This is a genomic window from Alkalibacillus salilacus (assembly GCF_030812915.1).
In the GTDB taxonomy this organism is placed as follows: Bacteria; Bacillota; Bacilli; order Bacillales; family Alkalibacillaceae; genus Alkalibacillus; species Alkalibacillus salilacus.
The window spans coordinates 210,437-228,154 of sequence record NZ_JAUSTQ010000001.1; the positions used below are offsets into that span (position 1 = coordinate 210,437).

Annotated in this window: 23 protein-coding genes; 4 read left to right on the forward strand and 19 right to left on the reverse strand. The window is 39.9% G+C overall.

The features are described from left to right. Window positions 1–12: 12 nt before the first annotated feature. The 7 genes from J2S77_RS01050 to J2S77_RS01080 form a co-directional block, all read right to left on the reverse strand. On the reverse strand, window positions 13–567 hold the full coding sequence (locus tag J2S77_RS01050) for a hypothetical protein (protein WP_306973835.1): 555 nt from the start codon (window positions 565–567) through the stop codon (window positions 13–15). Further along, window positions 567–1,187 carry an SCO family protein gene (locus tag J2S77_RS01055; protein ID WP_306973837.1) on the reverse strand — a complete coding sequence of 207 codons (621 nt, stop codon included), beginning with the start codon at window positions 1,185–1,187 and terminating at the stop codon, window positions 567–569. The genes J2S77_RS01050 and J2S77_RS01055 overlap by 1 nt, the downstream gene beginning before the upstream one ends. Before the next feature lie 24 nt (window positions 1,188–1,211). Continuing rightward, window positions 1,212–2,924: a cbb3-type cytochrome c oxidase subunit I gene (locus J2S77_RS01060; RefSeq protein ID WP_306973839.1), complete on the reverse strand. Its 1,713-nt coding sequence runs from the start codon at window positions 2,922–2,924 to the stop codon at window positions 1,212–1,214. Between the two features lie 12 nt (window positions 2,925–2,936). After that, complete coding sequence (locus tag J2S77_RS01065; protein ID WP_306973841.1) at window positions 2,937–3,401, reverse strand: cytochrome c oxidase subunit II; 465 nt, start codon at window positions 3,399–3,401, stop codon at window positions 2,937–2,939. A gap of 31 nt (window positions 3,402–3,432) precedes the next feature. Then, window positions 3,433–3,582, reverse strand: coding sequence for a cytochrome c oxidase subunit 2A (locus tag J2S77_RS01070; RefSeq protein WP_306973842.1), 150 nt, complete (start codon window positions 3,580–3,582; stop codon window positions 3,433–3,435). Window positions 3,583–3,666: 84 nt separating this feature from the next. Continuing rightward, a complete protein-coding gene (locus J2S77_RS01075) occupies window positions 3,667–4,554 on the reverse strand; it encodes a prenyltransferase (RefSeq protein ID WP_306973844.1) in 888 nt (295 codons plus the stop codon). Window positions 4,555–4,564: 10 nt separating this feature from the next. Beyond that, on the reverse strand, window positions 4,565–5,050 hold the full coding sequence (locus tag J2S77_RS01080) for a hypothetical protein (protein ID WP_306973846.1): 486 nt from the start codon (window positions 5,048–5,050) through the stop codon (window positions 4,565–4,567). 216 nt (window positions 5,051–5,266) lie between these two features. Between J2S77_RS01080 and J2S77_RS01085 the strand changes: the two genes are divergently transcribed. Together J2S77_RS01085 and J2S77_RS01090 are read left to right on the forward strand one after the other, a co-directional pair. Beyond that, a complete protein-coding gene (locus J2S77_RS01085) occupies window positions 5,267–5,554 on the forward strand; it encodes a hypothetical protein (protein ID WP_306973848.1) in 288 nt (95 codons plus the stop codon). A gap of 64 nt (window positions 5,555–5,618) precedes the next feature. Then, a complete protein-coding gene (locus J2S77_RS01090) occupies window positions 5,619–6,311 on the forward strand; it encodes a Crp/Fnr family transcriptional regulator (protein ID WP_306973850.1) in 693 nt (230 codons plus the stop codon). 62 nt (window positions 6,312–6,373) lie between these two features. Here J2S77_RS01090 and moaA read toward each other — a convergent pair whose 3' ends face one another. Genes moaA through J2S77_RS01120 form a run of 6 tightly spaced genes read right to left on the reverse strand, consistent with a single transcriptional unit; the run spans window position 6,374 to window position 10,358 of the window. Continuing rightward, the gene (moaA, locus tag J2S77_RS01095) at window positions 6,374–7,393 is read right to left on the reverse strand and encodes a GTP 3',8-cyclase MoaA (protein ID WP_306973851.1); all 1,020 of its coding nucleotides are present in this window, start codon (window positions 7,391–7,393) and stop codon (window positions 6,374–6,376) included. After that, entirely contained in the window at window positions 7,386–7,961 is a 576-nt protein-coding gene (locus tag J2S77_RS01100) for a molybdenum cofactor guanylyltransferase (protein WP_306973853.1), read from the reverse strand. Before J2S77_RS01100 ends, moaA begins: the two co-directional genes overlap by 8 nt. Next, window positions 7,961–8,194, reverse strand: coding sequence for a molybdopterin converting factor subunit 1 (gene moaD, locus J2S77_RS01105; RefSeq protein WP_306973855.1), 234 nt, complete (start codon window positions 8,192–8,194; stop codon window positions 7,961–7,963). Before moaD ends, J2S77_RS01100 begins: the two co-directional genes overlap by 1 nt. After that, a complete protein-coding gene (locus tag J2S77_RS01110; RefSeq protein WP_306973857.1) occupies window positions 8,187–8,633 on the reverse strand; it encodes a molybdenum cofactor biosynthesis protein MoaE in 447 nt (148 codons plus the stop codon). Before J2S77_RS01110 ends, moaD begins: the two co-directional genes overlap by 8 nt. Next, entirely contained in the window at window positions 8,620–9,114 is a 495-nt protein-coding gene (gene mobB / locus J2S77_RS01115; RefSeq protein WP_306973859.1) for a molybdopterin-guanine dinucleotide biosynthesis protein B, read from the reverse strand. The genes J2S77_RS01110 and mobB overlap by 14 nt, the downstream gene beginning before the upstream one ends. Next, a complete protein-coding gene (locus J2S77_RS01120) occupies window positions 9,102–10,358 on the reverse strand; it encodes a molybdopterin molybdotransferase MoeA (RefSeq protein WP_306973861.1) in 1,257 nt (418 codons plus the stop codon). The genes mobB and J2S77_RS01120 overlap by 13 nt, the downstream gene beginning before the upstream one ends. A gap of 70 nt (window positions 10,359–10,428) precedes the next feature. Here J2S77_RS01120 and moaC point away from each other — a divergent pair, with 70 nt between their 5' ends. Next, complete coding sequence (gene moaC / locus J2S77_RS01125; protein WP_306973863.1) at window positions 10,429–10,917, forward strand: cyclic pyranopterin monophosphate synthase MoaC; 489 nt, start codon at window positions 10,429–10,431, stop codon at window positions 10,915–10,917. A gap of 6 nt (window positions 10,918–10,923) precedes the next feature. Here the strand turns inward: moaC and J2S77_RS01130 are convergent, their stop codons facing one another. From J2S77_RS01130 to J2S77_RS01150, 5 genes are all read right to left on the reverse strand, one after another. Next, window positions 10,924–11,394 (reverse strand): MogA/MoaB family molybdenum cofactor biosynthesis protein, encoded by a 471-nt coding sequence (locus J2S77_RS01130; protein ID WP_306973866.1) that lies wholly within the window; start codon window positions 11,392–11,394, stop codon window positions 10,924–10,926. A 12-nt stretch (window positions 11,395–11,406) separates the two neighbouring features. Beyond that, a complete protein-coding gene (locus tag J2S77_RS01135) occupies window positions 11,407–12,420 on the reverse strand; it encodes a ThiF family adenylyltransferase (protein ID WP_306973868.1) in 1,014 nt (337 codons plus the stop codon). After that, window positions 12,421–13,932 carry a nitrate/nitrite transporter gene (locus J2S77_RS01140; protein ID WP_306973870.1) on the reverse strand — a complete coding sequence of 504 codons (1,512 nt, stop codon included), beginning with the start codon at window positions 13,930–13,932 and terminating at the stop codon, window positions 12,421–12,423. A gap of 139 nt (window positions 13,933–14,071) precedes the next feature. Further along, complete coding sequence (locus J2S77_RS01145) at window positions 14,072–14,527, reverse strand: GAF domain-containing protein (protein WP_306973872.1); 456 nt, start codon at window positions 14,525–14,527, stop codon at window positions 14,072–14,074. Between the two features lie 78 nt (window positions 14,528–14,605). Further along, entirely contained in the window at window positions 14,606–15,025 is a 420-nt protein-coding gene (locus J2S77_RS01150; protein WP_306973874.1) for a hypothetical protein, read from the reverse strand. Between the two features lie 289 nt (window positions 15,026–15,314). On the opposite strand from J2S77_RS01150, the gene J2S77_RS01155 reads away from it, so the two are divergent. Further along, window positions 15,315–16,184: an ROK family protein gene (locus J2S77_RS01155; RefSeq protein ID WP_306973875.1), complete on the forward strand. Its 870-nt coding sequence runs from the start codon at window positions 15,315–15,317 to the stop codon at window positions 16,182–16,184. 2 nt (window positions 16,185–16,186) lie between these two features. Here J2S77_RS01155 and J2S77_RS01160 read toward each other — a convergent pair whose 3' ends face one another. Beyond that, window positions 16,187–17,467, reverse strand: a complete 1,281-nt coding sequence (locus J2S77_RS01160; RefSeq protein ID WP_306973877.1) for a glucose-6-phosphate isomerase — start codon at window positions 17,465–17,467, stop codon at window positions 16,187–16,189. Window positions 17,468–17,718 lie beyond the last annotated feature (251 nt).

Consider the following 17,718-nt stretch of genomic DNA (forward strand, 5'->3'; position numbering starts at 1 on the left):
TCTCTTCAACATCTATTCATAAGCATCTGGATCAAATAACCATACATAAGCTAAATAGCCAGTAATAGCAAAACCCATAATCAGAAAGCTCCAACCTAGTGTCAGCTGCTCAACTTGCAAGTAATTGTTACAAAGCTGGCTATCAGAAAATATATAAAGCGACCCAACACTCGTGACCATAATAAATAGAATAAGTAGTATACTATGTTTAATCGTCGTTGAAAGTTTTGGAAAGCTATCACGTAATGGTACACCTGCTAAAAAAGCTAAATTGATAAATTTAAATAACTCAACATTAACCGATAACAACGCATCGTCCATTGTTCGTGGAATCATCCAATAACCTAAAATCAAGACGAAAAGCACAATGCCAGGCAAACCATCTTCATTCCATTTTTCAAAAAAGCTAGAAAAACGTTTAATGATTGGCTTAGCCATCAAAAACCCGGCTAAAATGATGAGTGGCATCTGCATATGCATGTGCAAAATCATCATTGATTCTAAAAAGTCACGCACAGGCGGGAGGAATAAGAAAATCCATAACAGTAATCCGATAAGACTTTGCATTAGCCTCCCTCGCTTTCTAACACATTTTCAAGCCGATCAACCGCACCATCTATATCTCTAAAATCCATCACATCTATCAGACGACCATCAGGGTTGACGAGGTAGAATGCTGAATTATGTGTATAATGATCATTTCCATCAGGAATGACAATGACTTCAAAGGCATCAAGTAATGATTGTAATTCGTCTTGATTATTTATCCTAGCCATCCGCCAATCTTCCCCATCACTACCAAAGTATTGGCGGTAATTATCAAGAACCTCTGGCTTATCTCGTTCTGGATCAAAACTAATACTTAAAAACTGAACTTGGTCATGAAGATTTTCCGTTGCTTCGAATACCTCTGCCATATTTTCTTCTAACTCAATACAAACATCGGAACAAGCTGAATAGAAAAACGTCATAAACACATATTGTCCTTCAAATTCGGAGAAAGGATATGTTCTTGCTTGCGAATCTTCCAAAGTGACTTCTGGAAACAAAGGTTGATGATCTGTTAATTCCTGTGTGCGTGCTTCTTCAGCTGTAAAAGCTGTAAATCCATCTGTCCCCACAAAATAGATCCCAACGTTCACTACTAACACAATGGCAATCGCTATAATCGTTTTGCGTTTCAACATATCCTCTCCTCCTTTCAATCAAATTTACCACGTTCGTTGTGGCGGTGAACCTGGTGCTCCATTTATCATCATTTCTACGAGCGGTACCACATAGGCCATTGCGATTGTCGCCCACATGAGCAGTATCCATACACTCCATCTTTCCGTCCAATAAGGTAATTTAATTGCATTACCTTCTTCCGCTTCACCAATTGGGAATTCTTCTTCTCCTTTTGGCGCACGGAACATTAAGTGAAAAACGGTGTAGACTTGCATGATAATTCCAATGGTCATAATGGTTGCGCCACCCGCTATTAATAGTAGATACGGATCCCATGAAGAGGCTGTTGCATTCCCCATATATTCAGTGAATGCCGTTCGTCTTGGTGCACCGAGTAAACCAACGTAGTGCATGACGAGTGACATAATTGAAATTCCGATCGCCCAAACTATTGTCGTCCACCATGCAAATCGATTCATTTTCGGTGTTAACTGCCGTCCGGAAATGTGTGGAATTAACCAATATGATACACCGAAAAACGTCATCGCAGCTGTCATCCCTAGAGTGACGTGGAAGTGACCAACAACCCACAGTGAGTTGTGTACCACTTGGTTTAATTGATGCATCGTTTGAGCAATTCCCCCAGCACCACCGACGATAAATGATGCCATTGCGATGAATAACGCTAGGAAGCGAGCATCTTTCCAAGGTAATTTCTTAAACCATCCAAACAATCCTTTGGCACCTTTTTTGCGGCCCGACTTTTCAAAAATGTAGAACATCGCATAGGCTGTCATTAGTGATGGGAAACCAATCACCAGACTCATATAAACGTGCATATATTTAATCGGCTCTGAGATCCCTGGGTCTACAATTTGATGGTGAAAACCTCCTGGAATGTTAAGGACGACTAATAATACAACGACAACCCGAGTTAACGTATCACTGAAACGAGGACCATCGATAATTTTAGGTGTGATCACGTACCAAGCAGATACAGCTGTTAAATACCAAATATTAACTAAAGTATGGCCAAATGCCCAGAATAGAGTTCGTGCTACCATGACATTAATTGTTTCGACCCAACCTAATGTCCAAGGTATGATCATAAACAGAACTTCAGCGGCTACAAACAAACTTGAAAAGAATAGTAGAACAAAACCGCCGACAGCGAAGAAAGCTAGTATTGGTAAGCGCTGACCTTTATTCGCCTTACGCCATTTCGCTGCACTAATGAATACTCCAAAACAACTTTGCCAAATACCCAATACAATTAGTGTTAATCCGAGATAAAACCATACAGATGCTGCCATGGGTGGATAGAAAGTATACAAAACGGTTGCTTCACCTATTAGAACCTGAGAGACAGCCAATAATGCACCTGCTATTTTTGTCCAAAAAGCAGACCAACCCAACTTTCTAACCCCATTACTCAGACCATCTAATGTGTTAGATATTCCCGCGTAGAAATAGCCAATCATAAAAAATGATGTGAATATCAACACGAGCAGTAACCCATGGGATGTTAAGACTTGGTAGTAATTAAACCAATAAGGTAATTCGAATAACCCAGCTCGATTGAGCCCTTGTACCAATCCTAATAAGGCACCCAATAAAAGCGATACAAATGAGACAATCATGTATGCCTTTGCTAATGTTGCATCCTTTCGTTGAACACCCATAAACTTTTTCAAACGATCTTTCACATGACCCTTTTCAGTTTGCGGTATTCCTTCTATAGTTTGTTGATTAGTCATAACCTCACCTCCCTATCTAATATTAATTTCCGTTGACATCATCTCGTGACCAGTTCCACAAAACTCATTACAGATGACAAGGAAATCTCCCGCTTCATCAAATGTTTGCGTCATTCGTGTCACATGACCTGGTGTGATCATGGCGTTAAAGTTCGTTCCTGCAATTTGCATACCGTGAACGACATCTTTTGAAGTCATAATGAAATGAACAGTTGACCCTTCCGGAAATTCTAAATCTCTTGGTGTAAAACTAAATGCCTGCAATGTCATTACAACCTCATATTCCTTATCACCAATTTGCGTGATTCCTGGTTCGTCAAACGGTGCTGTCGAATCTACCTTTTGAGGATCGATTGTTTCCATATCACTTGGAGGCCCTAAATCCATTGCGAACGCCTGATAACCAACAATTAACGTGAAGCCAATAATAAGAACAGAAGAAACGGTGAGCCAAATTTTTTCGTATCGATGCATCATAAATCCTCCCTATTATTTTCATCTTCAACTTTTAGAGGCGAATCATATATAATCCCCAAATCCCGAACCAAAGCAACACAATAAACAGACCAACAAACACTAAACTTGCCCACATCGCACCTTTACCTGCTTCTACTTGGTCATAAGATGTTTCTGTTTTGTGTTCATGTTGATTTGCCATGTTAGCCCCTCCCTTCCACGTCTTGTGATAAATTTCACATTTTATAATAAACTTTTGCTTCTAACAAAAGTGATACCCATTTCTTTAATAATTCCATATAAGAGCAATCATCCAGGCCATTGCAAAAGCCCAATAATGATAAGCTGCTAGTTTCATTGCTTGAATCGTTTTAAATTGATTAGCAGTTAATAAATTTTTGATTAACCTTAAAGCGACTGGCAACGCAATGAAAATCAAGAGTGACACAGTTGGAAAAACATTTAAAACAGCCATTAATGGCATATACATATAAAGCATGATGAGAATGGTTAAGTAAACCCATGCGCTGGTATAGCGTCCTAATTGCATAGGGATTGTCATCCTATAGCCAGCATCTTTCTCAATGTCTCGGATATTGTTAGCCATAACCATTGTGGCCATAAGTAGCATGAACGGTATGGCAATAAATACTGCATCCATCGTGAACTGATCCACATATAGAGCAAAGGCAATGCTGACGGGTAAAAGACCTAAACTGATTGACCCTGCGATCTCGCCTAAACCGATTGCAGCTAATGAACGGTTTGTTGCTGAATAAAAGAAACCTATAAGCAATCCCAGTAAGCCTAAACTAGCAATAAGACCATAATGATGATCAGCTATAACGAGTGTTAAACTGATAGCTAAAGTGGTTAAAGCCAAAGCGACAAATGGTATTTGCTCAAGTGAAGGGCCTAGCAACGGTCGCTTATGACAAACTTTCCAGCGATCAACATCTTGCCCTTTTTTAAAATCGAAATAGTCATTCAACATATTCATCGACCCTTGAATCAATAAACCAATAACTAGTAGCACCCATAACAATAGTATGGAAAAATCTCCTTCTGTTGCTGCATAAGTGGCGACAGTAAGTGGTGCTATTGATGCGATTAGTGTCATTGGTCTAAATAAGCCAAACCAGTGACGACGGTATAAATAAACTGCTTGCACCATTCACACCTCCTTAAAACACCATAAGATAAAGTAATGTCATAAACCCTATCCCTTCTATACTGGCAACAAATTGAGCTTTAAATAGCTGCCTGTTCATAAATAACTCGTGACCCTTCTCAGCTTGTTGCCAAATAAATGAATCAGCTAGTACTCGTTTCATCATCGGATAACTAACCCAAGTACCCCAAGCTAAGGTCGCAACACCTATAACTCCAGCCAACATAAATCTCTTACCATAGTTCGTTGTTATTAAGCTATTAACCGAATTAATGGGTCCTACCCAAACACCTAGTAATACACCAGTTGTAATAACAGCTAAACCTAACAACGCAAGGGGGAGATGGGCGTGAGACATAATGTTGTTAATCACTTTCTGTCGTATTAGACCAGATAAGTTCTTTGTTGCCGGGAAAACTCCCCATCCAATAAACATCACGCCTCCCACCCATAAGATGGCAAAGAAGATGTGCAGAAATAAGATCGAATTGTACAGCATCTCACTTCGCCTCCTTCTCTAATTACAGTATAAATAGCAGCGAACTTTAAAACCTTGATTCATATCAAGAAATAGCCAAAATCATCGCTTTGTTTGTTAACGATTTGTGACAAAGATATTTAATGTTAGAAACTTGATATTTATCAATTTCTTTTAGTCGCTGACTCGTTATAGTTAAAACCATAAAGTATTAATAATATGAAAGGTGTGTTAATGATGGTTGCATTTACTTGGTTTATGATCTTATCTATCATTGCTACAGCTTTGTTCATCATGTTGCGACATTCTTACTTTGTAGCAGGCCAACTAGTGGTGTTAATATTGGGAATAAATTTAGGTATTTCGATATGGGGTGCTGTTCTTCAATTATTGATTACGGGCTTCGCTCTTTATCGTGTGGTTTACGCTGCACACTATAATTACGAATTAATCGAAGAAAAAATCGGGAATAAAGAACGTTATTTTACGATGAATGGTCATCATAGTATTAAGAAGAGATTTTAATTGATGTTTATTCTTCTTCGTCATAAACTGAAATAAGAGAGTTGTAGTCGAGGGGGAATGATGGATGAGAACAATCTCATGCAGTTGTGGCGGACAAAACGTTTGTATTCAAAGTGTTCCGATCTTCAACCATTTAGATATGAATGAAATGAAAAAAATCGCCAGCGCCTCACAACATTATTTATACGAAAAAGGTGAATGGCTAACTCACCCTGATGATGAATCAGAACAGTTATATATTGTGTACAACGGGGCAGTCAAAGTTTATCGTTTATCTGAAAATGGCAAAGAACAAGTGATTCGCATCCTTTATTCTGGTGACTTCACAGGCGACATATCACTTTTTGCTGGAACACCTTCTGATTATTTTGCAGAAGCATTAGAACCATCACGTATATGTGTAATCGATCGTTCTAGCCTTGAAATGTTCATTGAAAATTATCCAAAAATAGGACTTAAGATGATTAAATCTTACACACTAAGACTAGAAGCAACTGAAAAGCAATTAAGTGATTTAACAGCTGAACACATTGATACACGTCTAGCAAACTATTTATTGAATCAAATAAAACGCGAAGAAAACCATACCATCCACCTGAAATTATCCAAAAAAGATTTAGCTTCGTTTCTTGGAACAACTCCTGAAACATTGAGCCGCAAATTAGGCCAATTTCAACAAGCCGGTTGGATTGAGTTAATTGAAAACAAAACTATTCACGTTAAAGACCAGAATGCTCTAGAAACAATCGAGACATAATAAAAGCACTCCAATGCTCTTCACAGCATTGGAGTGCTTTTTAAATCGTGATCCAACATCACCTATCCACCAATGTAGCTCATGTTGATCTTTTTGTTTTGTCGTTTTTTACGTTGTTCAACACGTTCGTCAGAATAACGGTCTGTTCGGCTTTCCCAGTTATTCTTAATTAATGAAGCTAATTCTTCATCATCTATTCCATTCCGTAATGGGCCGCGTAAGTCACGTCCAGATACAGCGAATAAACAGTTAAACAGTTTACCATCAGATGATAAGCGAATCCGCGTACAACTTGAACAGAACGATTCTGAAACTGATGTAATAAAGCCAACGTCATGTTGTGTGTCTTGATAACGATAGCGTGACGCTACCTCACCAAAATAGTCCTTATCAACAGGCTCCAGATCAAAATGTTCCGCTAAACGGTCCACAATCTCCTTCTTCGTCACGACCTTTTCAAAGCTCCAGCCATTATCATTGCCCACATCCATGAATTCAATAAAACGCAATGTCATACCACGGTCTTTAAAATATTGCGCCATGGGAACAATCTCTTGCTCGTTGACTCCTTTTTGTACGACCATATTGATTTTAATATGAAAACCAATTTCGTTAGCGTGATCGATGTTTTCTAAAATCTTTTGCGGTCCGATGCCTCGTCCGTTTAATTCCCGAAATAGAGAATCATCCAATGCGTCCAGACTAATATTTAGTCGTTTTAAACCAGCGTCATATAAGGCTTGGGCATGTTGCTTATAAAGTAGCATAGCATTCGTTGTTAGCCCAATATCATCTAATCCATCAATATCATTTAAGCGTCTAATTAAATCGACTAACCCTTTTCGCATTAAAGGCTCACCACCCGTTAGCCGAATCTTACGCACACCTAATGCGACAAAAGCACGGGCAACCCGCTCAATTTCATCAAACGATAATAATAGATGAGGTTCTAAAAATTGATAGTCATCACCAAAAACTTCTTTCGGCATGCAATAAGAGCAACGAAATTGGCAACGGTCTGTTACAGAGATACGCAAGTCGCGCATCGGTCGATTAAATTGATCAACGATTGTGTTAGTCATCCGTGATCATCCTTTCTAAATCCTCCGGAGTATTCATATTCGTGAGCTGAAAGGCATCACTTGAATGGATGTCAACAGCTTTTCCTTTGACCTTTTCAACAAATGCAAAGACCCGAAAATCGTTCATTTCTAGCTGACGTTCAATTTCAACTTTAGTTCGTGACTGCCAAATACTGACTAGTGGGTGGCCACGCCCTTCATATTGGGCATAAATAACAGGTGCATTTTCTTCAGTACTTTGTAACATCCTATATAAAGACACTCTCAATAATGGCATGTCGCATGGCGCCACGATATACTCAGAAGCAAGATGTTCAGTCATCGCAGTCCATATGCCAGCTAATGGACCGTTTCCTTTGAAATCGGTAGCATCTGTGATGACATCATAATGATTTGGAAACTTATTTATCAACTCTTCACGCGTTACAATAACAACATGATCCGTTATTGCTTGTAACGTCGCATAAACGCGCTCATAAGCATACTGACCATTGATTGTCGCAAATGCCTTTGGTGAACCGAAACGACGGGAAGCTCCACCAGCTAGTAATATTCCAACACGACTCATTAACCGCCACTCACAGGTGGAATAAGAGCAATCGTATCATGCGTTTCAATCACTTCATCACGCAGCGCAAATTCCTCGTTAACGGCAAAACGAACACCTGTCATCGTCATATTCGGATAACGTTCAGCCAGATTTTCTTCTAACTGACCTAGTGTCATTCCCGCTACGTCCATCGCTTCTTCTTTTCGACCTGTTGCTTCTTTCAAATTGGCAAAGTATAGCACTTTATTCATTTATGTCCTCCCCTTTTGGCTTCTGGTTTTGATGACCAACCCAATACTCACCATTTTCCCAGTGCTCTTTTTTCCAGATAGGAACATCTTCTTTCAGTCGTTCAATTGCATACTCATTAGCTTCATACGCAGCTTTACGATGTGGTGAAGAAACAGCTATGACAACAGCAATGTCTGAAATATGCAATTCACCAATACGGTGCGCCATTGCTACTCTTGTCTCTGGCCATTTCTCTTCTATTTCTCTACCTATTTGCTCCATCATTTTCTCCGCCATCGAGGTGTAGGCCTCAAATGATAAATAAACCGTTCGTATGCCTTTGGTCCATTCACGGACATGACCTGTAAAAACGGTCACTCCTCCCGCTTCAGGACGGACAACATATTCTCGATATCGTTCTGGATCAATTGGTTCTGTTACAACTTCAAACCGTTTCATTATTTTCACCTAACCATGTTCGATACCACATTCGCATGGTCTCACCTAATTGTTCAGCGTGTGACCATTGCATGTGTTCGATTTGTTGTAAATCTTGTAACACTTGGCGATCTTCCTCATCACGATATAACACGACTTTCGGATAAGGTGCTTCTTTATAGCCTTCTATTAATATGATATCTGTTGGGTACTTTTGTACATAGTCTAACATACTAGCTAGGCCATCTTGTTCTCCCAGCCTATCATGAATTTGTAATAATCCATTTCCATAGACTAAACTACAATCCGCTCCATGCTCTAGATGTTGCATACTATCAACCGAGGGATCTGGCGTTTTGAGTTTCGCTTGATGGCCATGATGCTTAATGACACTCACCGTTAAGCCAAGGCGTTTCGTCTCTTCGATTAATAGATTGGTGATTGTTGTTTTTCCGCTATTTTTAAAGCCGACAATTTGTAAAACATTATTTAATTCGTCCATGTCGCATCTCCTTGCATACGGTCTGTATGTAAAACGGTAACTTTATCCCCAGTTTGCCAACCTTCTGATCCATCGGGTAAAACGAGAATCGCATTCGACCTTGCAATGGAAGATATAGCATTTGATTTATTAAAACCAGCTGGCGCAATTCGACCACCATGAACTGTTTCCTGATAAATCGCTCGAACAAACCGTGTGAACGGATTATATTTCTTAAAAGGCTCGTCTAATGTCGCAGTACTTTGCGGGAGATAAGGCTTTCCGTCCCCCATCATCTTTTTTAAAACAGGGCGTGCAAACAATTCAAACCCTGTAAAACAAGCAGATGGATTACCAGATAAACCGAATAAAAATTGACCTTCCTTTACTGCCACTGTTGTTACACTTCCTGGTCGCATGGCTACTTTATTAAATAATACTTCTGCTCCAATCGCCTCGTAAACAGCAGGCAATAAATCAAAATCCCCTACCGACACACCACCTGTTGTTACAACACAATCAACCTCTTTTAAGGCTTGTTGCACATGATGAGTCAGTGATGACAAATGATCTTCAGTAGCTTGATAGACACGACACTCAACGTTGATTTGGTTGGCTTGAGCTTGAATCATCGGCCCGTTTGAATTACGAATACGTTGCCCATCAAGCGGTTCGTCAACATCTAATAACTCAGAACCAGTTGCAATTAAACCAATAATAGGTTTTCGATAAACAGATACTTGAGCATAACCAAATGTCGCTAGTACAGCAATCACACCGGGCGTGATAGTCTCACCTTTATGCAAAATTAACTCACCTTCACGAAGGTCCTCACCTGTTAATGATAAATTGTCGCCTGGTTTTAGTTGTGATGAAGTCTTAAAACCTTCTTCCGTTTCTTCAGTTCTTTCTAGCATCAACACCGCGTCCGCTCCCTCAGGCAACCGTGCACCAGTCATAATACGAACAGCCTCGAATGGGGCTAACTTCACTTCTGAACGATCACCAGCACCAATCTCATCAACGACTCGAAAAGCGATTGGGTGTTGTTCAGATGCTTCAGAACTATCAACAGCACGTATCGCAAAACCATCATAAGGTGAGCGATCAAAGTATGGCACATCATGGGTGGCGATAAGGTCTTCCGCCAACACACGCCCATTAGCATCGTGAAGAGACACAGATTCAACCGTATTCGTTATAGCATGTTGCATGCACTTTTCCACCGCTTCATTTACGGAAATTGGGTGTCTTTCTTCTACCACTGCTTACAACTCCAATCTTTCGCATGATATAATTACAATTAACAAAATTTTGATAAGGGAATGATCTCATATGAGTCAACAATTTTCTCATTTCGATGAACAAGGTCATGCTGTAATGGTGGATATTTCGGACAAAGACATCACAAAACGTGAAGCCACTGCGTATAGCTCAATTGAAGTTAATGATGCTGTATTCGAGCAAATCCAACGTGGCGATAATAAAAAAGGTGATGTGTTTGGCGTTGCCCGAATAGCTGGCATTCAAGCGACTAAACAAACATCCAACTTAATTCCACTATGCCATGCCATCCCTATTTCTAAAGTATCTGTTCAATTTGATTGGGCAGATCAACAATCGTCACCTTACCAAATCAACATTACCTGTACGGTTAAAACAACTGGCCAAACAGGAGTTGAAATGGAAGCATTGACGGGTGCCTCGGTTGCCGCTTTAACAATTTACGATATGTGCAAAGCCGTTGATAAGACTATGACCATTGGCCCTACCTATTTAACATCTAAAAGCGGTGGGCAATCAGGTGATTACGTTCGTGACTAAAGCCAATTATTTGGTTAGCTCGTGGTGTAAATGACTAGCCTCAGGTATAATGAGACGGTCCATCGCGAGCTCAACTGCTTTAACCGAACCTGGCAATGCAAAAATCACCTTTTCTCCACACGTACCTGCTGATGCCCGGCTTAACATCGCTTTTGTCCCAACATCGTATTCATAACTCATATAACGAAATAATTCACCGAATCCATCAATTGTTTTTTCATAAAATGGTTCAACTGCCTCTAACGTCACATCACGCCTTGCAATACCAGTCCCACCCGTTGTAATAATAAGATCAAAATGAGATTGTTTCGTTAACCAATCCATTTCAGCTTGGATGGTATCAGTCTCATCTTTTACAATCGAATAATGCTCCACTTGATGTCCTGCTTTGGTTAAACGATCTTTAACCATATGGCCACCACGATCTGTTTCTTCTGTCCGTGTATCGCTAATCGTTAACACACCTGCACGTAACATCACACATTCTCCTTAGCCAAATAGTTGATGAAAAATCTTTCGTCCAACTCTCTCGTCTTTTGTTTCGTGAACTAAAATCCGTCCATTATGAAAAGCCATCACACGGTGGTTCTCTGCGTAAAATTGTATAAAAAAGGGTGTTTTTTGATACGAATAATGTTGTTCTTTAAGGCTTGATTCAATGTCTTCTAAGCTATAATGACGTGATGTAGATGGTTTAAGTTGTACAGTATCACGCCCACAAAGCACGGCAACATCAGCATGTTCTTTTAACGCTGGATAACTTGGTGTCTCGCCACATGTTAAGCAGTCGTCCCGCTTAACTTTACTTATCCCTATTAATTGTCGGTCCATTTCCCAAACATCTTCAATACATAGTTTTCTTAACATTTGTTCGCGTTGACCCGTGAGATATTTCCACACTTCATTACATTGCCTAGAAGCTGTGATTTGTACAGTCGAAGCAAGAATACCAGCATTCTCACACGTCGCTAGATTAAGTGGAATTGACTCAACAATACAACGCAAACAAGCTGTTTCCCCCGGTAAAATGGGAAACACGACGCTCGTGCTTCCAATACAAGCGCCATATACCCAAGCTTTATTTAATTGATGACACACATCATTAATGACTAAACGCGTTTCAAAATTGTCTGTTGCATCTAATAGAATATCAGACTGTTCAGCTAAACGTTTTATTAAATCAGCATCAGCATGTTCGAGATAAGTATGCAGAGTCACATCAGAACGAATGTCGTGCAACCGCTTTTCTGCTGCAATCACTTTAGGAACCATCTCAAGCGCATCATCTTCGGTAAATAACTGTTGCCGCTGTAAATTCGACCATTCGACAACATCACGGTCAACGAGATGGATCGTTTTCACACCAGAACGCACTAACATCTCCGCTTGGGCTGTCCCGAGCGCTCCACAACCAATAATAGTAACTGTTGATTCCTTTATTAAATTTTGTCCTGATTGGCCAATTTCTTTAAAACGCGCTTGTCTTGCGTAACGATCAGTCATTTATGCTTCACGTCTCTCTTCTTGATGGTTCGTAATATCTGAAAATGTTCCGACATAGTGCGTTACCTCACCTGCATCATCACGAATTTCGCTAATCGTTAACCATTCTAAATAGAGTTCTCCATTCTTACGACGATTCCATATTTCACCTTGCCATTCACCTTGTTCATTGATGACGCTCCACATATGATCGTAGAAAGATTGATCTTGTTCTCCTGATTTTAACAGACTTGGTGTTTCACCGATAATTTCATCTTCAGTGTAACCTGTCAAACGAGTAAAGGCTGGGTTAACTGACACAATGGTACTATCTTTCTTTGTCACCATGATCCCTTGATTCGTTGAGTTAAACACACTTGTTTGAATCTCAAGTTTGCCTTGGAAGATCATCCAGAAAACAAGCACTAAACTTGCTAGAGCAAGTTGGGATAACAACATAAACCCAATAGCATAGTGTCCTGTTATCGCAAAAACAGTTGATAGAATAATTGGCGGGAAGAAACCACCTAAACCACCCATCATCGAAACGATCCCGTTCGCGATACCAGCTTGTTTACTAAAGTACATTGGAACTAACTTGAAAATCACCCCGTTACCAATACCTGCTGAAACTGCTATCGCTAACGTTCCTATCGTATATAATTCAATGGATGGTGAAAAAGCTAGTAAAATAGCCGCAAATGTATAGATACTAAAAACACCGACAAGCAAGTGCTGTGGACTGAAACGGTCACCTAACCAACCACCAACAGGTCTGATAAACGTTGCAACAACAATAAAACCTGCTGTTCTCATACCTGCATCGACACTCTCTAAACCAAAATGTGTGACTAAGAAGTTGGGTAAGTAAACCGTAAAGGCTACAAATGAACCAAACGTTATGAAATAGAATAATGAGAACAGCCAAAGTTTTTCATTTTTATATACCCCTTGAATCTGGGAGATAATTGGCTGTTTTACTTTCTCTTCTTTGCGATCCCCTAGAAAAATGTTGAGAACAGCAAAGATTAATAATAAAACTAAATATAGTTTAACCGTTGCTGACCAACCAATTTGAGATGCAATAACGGGTGCAGCAAATGTTGTCACAGCTGTACCAACATTACCGACAGAGTAGATACCATTTACTAAACCATGTTTTTCTTTTTCATAGTATTTCGGAAGTGAGGTAACACCAACAGAGAAAATGGCACCACCAATCCCGAGGAAAATCCCACCAATCAGTAAGTCTGTAAAACTTGAGGCTTCACTAATGTAAAAAACTGGTAATAATAGCAGAATAAAACTAACAATAAATGTGATCCGTGCACCGATTAAATTGGCATAATAACCGAGAGGAATTCGTAACACAGACCCTAATATAACCGGAACTGCTGTTAATAAGGATATTCTTTCTGGTGCAATTTGAATATCTTCTTGCATAAAAGGGATTAAAGCTGAAATAATAACCCAAACCATAAAACCAACTAATAGATTCATTGTTTGCAGAGGCAACTGTACTTTTTTAATCATGGAACGCACCTTCTTTAATTAAATTTAGAATGAATAACATTGAATTTTCATCTATCTTTATTTTAATGTGCCAGACGTCCATACATAAATAAGGGAGTCCCCTCAACTTCACCGGGGACTCCCTTATCACTTCAATAAATTATAATTTGGGCTCTATTTCTGTTGCATGGAATGGGCCAAAACGTGCTCCGATCCAATCCATCACATCATCATACATCTGTTCGTTACACTGTCCAGTATTCCGTGTCGCAAGTAGTAATACTGCTTCAACCCTATGTCGCTTAAAGAGAGGGATTACTAAACAGCTTGCTAATTTTTCGAATTGGACAATCGGATAGAGGTATTTTTCAGAACGTGGAATAACATCACTAACCGATGGCATAATGATAGGTTTTCCAGTACGGTATACTTCGCCAGCTAACCCGTGACCAGACTGCAACACAATTCGTTTATAATGTTCATTTTGATTACCTGACATATAATGCCATTTTAATACATGATCTTCTTCAGGAATAACTAATGCCAAAGAAGCTACATCTACTCTAAATTGATTACGTAATTGTTCTAATGTTTCTTGAAAATCAAAATCTTCCACTAACCCCGCCACCTTCATACTTACCTATACTCTAAAACTCATTCCATATGACAATGGAATTTATATAAAAAATGTAAATTACTCATGTAGCAACCCTTCTTCATCACGACTATGCATCTCGTTAATTACAACAAGTGCATTAAATTGATCAATCATCGACATGGCAAATCCATTTTCATTTAGCTCGTCTTTAATTTGTTGAACGAGTTGACGTAATAAGTCATGGTCACGCGTCAATTTTGTCACGTCTTCTTGTCGTTCAAGTTGTTCTTTGACTATTTCAGCGTAAAGGCCGCCTTCCTCTTCTTCTGCATCAGCATGTGCAATAATGCGAGTTTCCCAGAAGTCGATCAAGTCAAGTGCGGCATCGTGAGTAGCCTTCTGATCACCTTTTTGAATCGTTTCAATGAGTTCTTCAGTTTTTGCGATCGCACCTGCTCGAGCACCTTCATGAATCGCATGATGAGAATCTTGTTTTCGTAAAGCTGGACCTGTCAATCTCGACTCCTCCTTTTCTCATCATTTTAACATATATGGTTCACGTTTTATGATAAGGGATTTCCCTATTCTTATAGAGTTGCTATGACAGTTCACGTGCATATAACTACTGTTAAAATAAGTTTTTCGTATCTTCAAAATAATTTTTAAACAGTTACTTCTTTCTACTGTATTGTTAAATAACCTTACCTGTTTTCGAAAAAATCTTCGCCAACTCAAGTTTAAGTGTTATAATAATCGCAATGAAACCGCAACCATCACCAAACTTAAGCTACTGGAGGTCTGATTCATGAAAGTACTAGGCGTTGATATTGGTGGGACGAAAATCCGCTTTGGTATGATTGATGAACAATTTAATGTTCACCTCGATACGAAAGTTCCAACATCATTCCCACTTTACGAAACATTAGAACGCGAGATTTTAAACTTATTACATAGTCATCCCGAAATTGAACGAATCGGCATTGGTACCCATGGTTTTGTTGATTCCAAACGTGGTCGTGTCGTTTATGCCACTGACTTACTACCTGGTTGGTCGAACACAGAGGTGAAATCCCAACTCGAGACAGCTACCAATCGCCCTGTAGCTGTTGATAACGATGCCAATGTAGCCGCGCTAGCAGAAGCGACTTTAGGTGCGGCTAAATCTTCAGAACGCTCAATTTGTTTAACACTAGGCACAGGATTAGGCGGTGGCGTGATTTTAGACAATTGTGTCGTTAGCGGTGGTCCTCATGGTGGTGCGGCTGAAATTGGTCATATGATTTTATATCCGCACGGGCATCCATGTCCTTGTGGGCGTAAAGGTTGCGCCGAACAATATGTATCTGGAACAGCGCTCAAGCGTCGCATTGAGGAAGCTGGATTACCTTATACACCTGAAACGTTCTTCGAAAATATTCAACATGACGAGCAGGCTGAAGCACTAGTCAAAGCTTATACGAGCGACTTAGCAGTTGTGATTAGTTCTTTACAAGCTATCTTTGATATGGATACCGTTGTCATTGGTGGTGGAGTATCCGAATCCGCGAGCTTGTGGTTCGACTATTTGCACGAACAACTTAATCAACATTTACTAAACCCGATCGAAGTCAAAACAGCACAATATGAAAATGATGCAGGCATGCTTGGCGCTGCATCACTTGTCTTAGATCTATAGATTTATGATTCAAAGCCAGGTTTCTTTAGCAGTTTGAAAATATTCGTCTTATATGCTTCGACACCTGGCTGATCAAATGGATTTATCTCTAATTGATAAGCGCTAAAGGCACATGACAGCATATAAAAATAAAGCAAGTAGCCTAAGTGATACTCATCTAGTTCAGGTATGCGAATAGTCACTTGTGGGACACCACCCGATAAATGGGCTTGCGACGTCCCTTGATAAGCCACTAAATTAAACTCATGAAGAGATGTCCCAGCTAAGTAATTGAGTTGATCAGCATCATTTTCCTTTTCGAAAACTTGAAGATCATCATCCACTTCATCAACAATCATGAATGTTTCAAATAAATGACGTTTTCCGTCTTGAATATACTGACCTAAAGAGTGTAAATCAGTCGTATACGTGACAGACACAGGGAAAATGCCTTTATGCTCTTTCCCTTCACTTTCGCCAAAGAGTTGTTTCCACCACTCCTGCACGTATGCTAAAACCGGTTCAAATGTTGCCAAAACTTCATTCGTGTAGCCTTGTTCATATAAATGATGACGTAAAGCGGCGTATTGTAAAGCTGGATTCTCCTGACTGAATTCACTTAATTCAACTTCCGCTGCTTGGCCACCTTCAAGTAGTAATCGAATATCAAATCCAGCAGCTGCAATCGGAAGCAATCCAACGGCTGTCATGACAGAATAGCGACCACCCACATCATCCGGAACAACGAAACGCTGATAACCTTTTTGAGTCGCTAAATCCAGTAAAGCGCCTTTATTCGCATCTGTCGTGACGTAAATTCTTTCTGATGCTTCATCGCCGTAACGCTCTTCCATGTATTGTTGTAGGAAACGGAAAGCAAGCGCAGGCTCCGTTGTCGTCCCTGATTTTGAAATGACATTTAAAGCAACATCACGGTCTTCAACATATGTCATAAGTTGTTTGAGATAAGCGCCACTCACATGTTGACCTGCAAAAATCACTTCAAACTCTTGCTCTTTATTAAAGTATGGACTCAATGCTTCAATTACTGCTTTGGCCCCTAAATAAGATCCACCAATCCCAATAACAATCAGCACGTCCGCTTGCTGTCGAATTTGTTCAGCTGTTTGTTGAATATGATTAATCCAATCATCTGTTGAACGACTTGGCCAGTCTAACCACCCTAGGAAGTCATTCCCCTTCCCTTGTTTTTCGTATAAGTTATAATGAATGGATTCGAGCTCTTGCCATTTGCTTTCCGTTAGAACGTCAGATAAATTGCCTGAATAGTTGACTTGTAGCATATGTAATCTCCTTTTGGATAATTTGGCTCTGTTAATGTCCGTTGTTGAATTGTAATCCGCTATCGGTGGACGCTTTCAGCGGGCACGGCTCGAGCCTCCTCGGCCAAAAGGCACGGCCTCTGGGGTCTCGAGACTCGTGCTATTCCCGCAGGAGTCGCCACCTTCGCTCCTCACAATTCAACAACCCACTGCAAAATCAATAAAAACAAAGCTCTTATTTAATGCTATTATACCAAAAATATGGAATAACA

Bases quoted from the DNA above. Each gene is read 5' to 3' on its own strand.
- J2S77_RS01160 (WP_306973877.1), bottom strand. From the start codon at position 17,467: ATGCTACAAGTCAACTATTCAGGCAATTTATCTGACGTTCTAACGGAA.
- J2S77_RS01090 (WP_306973850.1), top strand. From the start codon at position 5,619: ATGAGAACAATCTCATGCAGTTGTGGCGGACAAAACGTTTGTATTCAA.
- J2S77_RS01065 (WP_306973841.1), bottom strand. From the start codon at position 3,401: ATGATGCATCGATACGAAAAAATTTGGCTCACCGTTTCTTCTGTTCTT.
- J2S77_RS01050 (WP_306973835.1), bottom strand. From the start codon at position 567: ATGCAAAGTCTTATCGGATTACTGTTATGGATTTTCTTATTCCTCCCG.
- J2S77_RS01140 (WP_306973870.1), bottom strand. From the start codon at position 13,932: ATGATTAAAAAAGTACAGTTGCCTCTGCAAACAATGAATCTATTAGTT.
- J2S77_RS01100 (WP_306973853.1), bottom strand. From the start codon at position 7,961: ATGAGTCGTGTTGGAATATTACTAGCTGGTGGAGCTTCCCGTCGTTTC.
- J2S77_RS01155 (WP_306973875.1), top strand. From the start codon at position 15,315: ATGAAAGTACTAGGCGTTGATATTGGTGGGACGAAAATCCGCTTTGGT.
- J2S77_RS01110 (WP_306973857.1), bottom strand. From the start codon at position 8,633: ATGAAACGGTTTGAAGTTGTAACAGAACCAATTGATCCAGAACGATAT.
- J2S77_RS01055 (WP_306973837.1), bottom strand. From the start codon at position 1,187: ATGTTGAAACGCAAAACGATTATAGCGATTGCCATTGTGTTAGTAGTG.
- moaC (WP_306973863.1), top strand. From the start codon at position 10,429: ATGAGTCAACAATTTTCTCATTTCGATGAACAAGGTCATGCTGTAATG.
- J2S77_RS01080 (WP_306973846.1), bottom strand. From the start codon at position 5,050: ATGCTGTACAATTCGATCTTATTTCTGCACATCTTCTTTGCCATCTTA.
- J2S77_RS01130 (WP_306973866.1), bottom strand. From the start codon at position 11,394: ATGTTACGTGCAGGTGTGTTAACGATTAGCGATACACGGACAGAAGAA.
- J2S77_RS01135 (WP_306973868.1), bottom strand. From the start codon at position 12,420: ATGACTGATCGTTACGCAAGACAAGCGCGTTTTAAAGAAATTGGCCAA.
- J2S77_RS01075 (WP_306973844.1), bottom strand. From the start codon at position 4,554: ATGGTGCAAGCAGTTTATTTATACCGTCGTCACTGGTTTGGCTTATTT.
- J2S77_RS01060 (WP_306973839.1), bottom strand. From the start codon at position 2,924: ATGACTAATCAACAAACTATAGAAGGAATACCGCAAACTGAAAAGGGT.
- mobB (WP_306973859.1), bottom strand. From the start codon at position 9,114: ATGGACGAATTAAATAATGTTTTACAAATTGTCGGCTTTAAAAATAGC.
- moaA (WP_306973851.1), bottom strand. From the start codon at position 7,393: ATGACTAACACAATCGTTGATCAATTTAATCGACCGATGCGCGACTTG.
- J2S77_RS01070 (WP_306973842.1), bottom strand. From the start codon at position 3,582: ATGGCAAATCAACATGAACACAAAACAGAAACATCTTATGACCAAGTA.
- J2S77_RS01085 (WP_306973848.1), top strand. From the start codon at position 5,267: ATGGTTGCATTTACTTGGTTTATGATCTTATCTATCATTGCTACAGCT.
- moaD (WP_306973855.1), bottom strand. From the start codon at position 8,194: ATGAATAAAGTGCTATACTTTGCCAATTTGAAAGAAGCAACAGGTCGA.